This window comes from Haliscomenobacter sp. (genome assembly GCF_040403615.1).
In the GTDB taxonomy this organism is placed as follows: Bacteria; Bacteroidota; Bacteroidia; order Chitinophagales; family Saprospiraceae; genus Haliscomenobacter.
Window position 1 is genome coordinate 1 of the sequence record NZ_JBBAKG010000263.1, and the last position, 1,405, is coordinate 1,405.

2 protein-coding genes are annotated in these 1,405 nt (G+C 44.0%); both read right to left on the minus strand.

Annotated elements, in window-relative coordinates:
* Window positions 1-585: 585 nt before the first annotated feature.
* Window positions 586-1,137, minus strand: a complete 552-nt coding sequence (locus tag ABW391_RS29435; RefSeq protein ID WP_353485477.1) for a helix-turn-helix domain-containing protein — start codon at window positions 1,135-1,137, stop codon at window positions 586-588.
* Between the two features lie 78 nt (window positions 1,138-1,215).
* A partial coding sequence (locus tag ABW391_RS29440; protein WP_353485478.1) for a hypothetical protein occupies window positions 1,216-1,405 on the minus strand: 190 nt, incomplete at its 5' end.

Genomic DNA, 1,405 nt, shown 5'->3' on the forward strand with positions numbered 1-1,405 from the left:
TTCGTTGAAGCAGCTTTAACAACGAGCAATAAGAAGTAATCTTGATATTTTTCGCAGCTTCGCTGCTCATGCTTAATTTAACCACGACGTACACGACGATTTAGCGCTTCGCGCTGGATAACGACGCTTTGCGTCGTGTTGTGGCGGTAGCCATTCGTCGTGCTCGTCGTGTACGTCGTGGTTACAAAAAAGAGCAGGGAAGCTGCGAAAAAAACCTTGGAATTGGTATTCACCGCTAGCGGCGGATGAGGCGTGTCAAAGTCCGTTTCAATCCGTTTAGTCCGTTTCATCCGTTTTACCATCCTTTTAGTAAAAGGAAGGCGAAGCTTCAAAAGTAGGGGATAATTCGTGAAAATTCGGGGCATTACTTTTCACCGCTCGCTGCTATCGCTGCTTGTTTTTTAATTACCGTGACGACGACGATTACGCGCTCCGCGCTTTTACGCCTCCGGTGTAGCAGGACGTCAATAGGAGAACGGATGACGCGGATTTGGGCGGATTGGAACGGATTTCCCGCCTTCGGCGTGATGGCACAAAGTACCTAAGTAGTGGGGCAAAAATAAGTGATCATTTTTTTATCGCCCCTTATTTAATCGCAATTTGAAGTCGTTTTCCCAATCCAGCCTCGATGATTTTTTTTAAGGTCAGTAACTCAATATCCGCCTTGTTGTTTTCAAGCCTGGAAATGTAGTGCTTACTGGTACCACTTTTTTGGGCAAGTTCTTCTTGGGTTAAACCGGCATCTTTTCGAGCCTGTTTGACCATCAAACCAATTTCTGGATTGGTATCGCGATCTGGGGTGCTGTTTTGGTACAGAACCTTAGGGTCCAAATCATAAGGATAAAAAACCGTTTGCCCTCTACTATCCTTAGTATAGATCCCAATATTTGGCCAGCCTATGGTCGCCCCTATAAGCTGAATTTGATTGAATTCATTGGCATCGGATAGCAGTGGGAAAGCTGGATCATCCTTGTCAACTTTAAAAACATCGCGGAACAATGTCGAAAAGTCGATTAATCTTGATTCACCATTGTTGAATAGGCAAGACACAGTGTATCCGTCCAGGTGGTTTATTCTCAAAATTCTAGGAATGCTTCTTAGTCCTTTCATGATGCCTATAATTTCAATCGTGGGCATTTAGATGATTTTAAACTTAAAAATAGAACAAGTTGATTAAATAGTCAACTTTTGGGTGAAAAAAGGTAGAATATTGACCTAACGTAAGCTGGTCTCCGCTTCAAGGGGGTTTTGGAGGTTGGTAATCACCAGCACAATATTGCAAGCAATGCATTTTTGTGTCCCATTGGTGTTACTTTGCTTGTATTGGGCTGCTGCAAAGGCAGCTGTTGTTCGTAAGCGTTTATTTAACCGCGGAGTAAGGGAGTTGACGCGGAGGTTCGCGGAG

What these genes read in the sequence shown, in the direction of transcription:
- ABW391_RS29435 (WP_353485477.1), bottom strand. Translation starts at nt 1,137, where the DNA reads ATGCCCACGATTGAAATTATAGGCATCATGAAAGGACTAAGAAGCATT.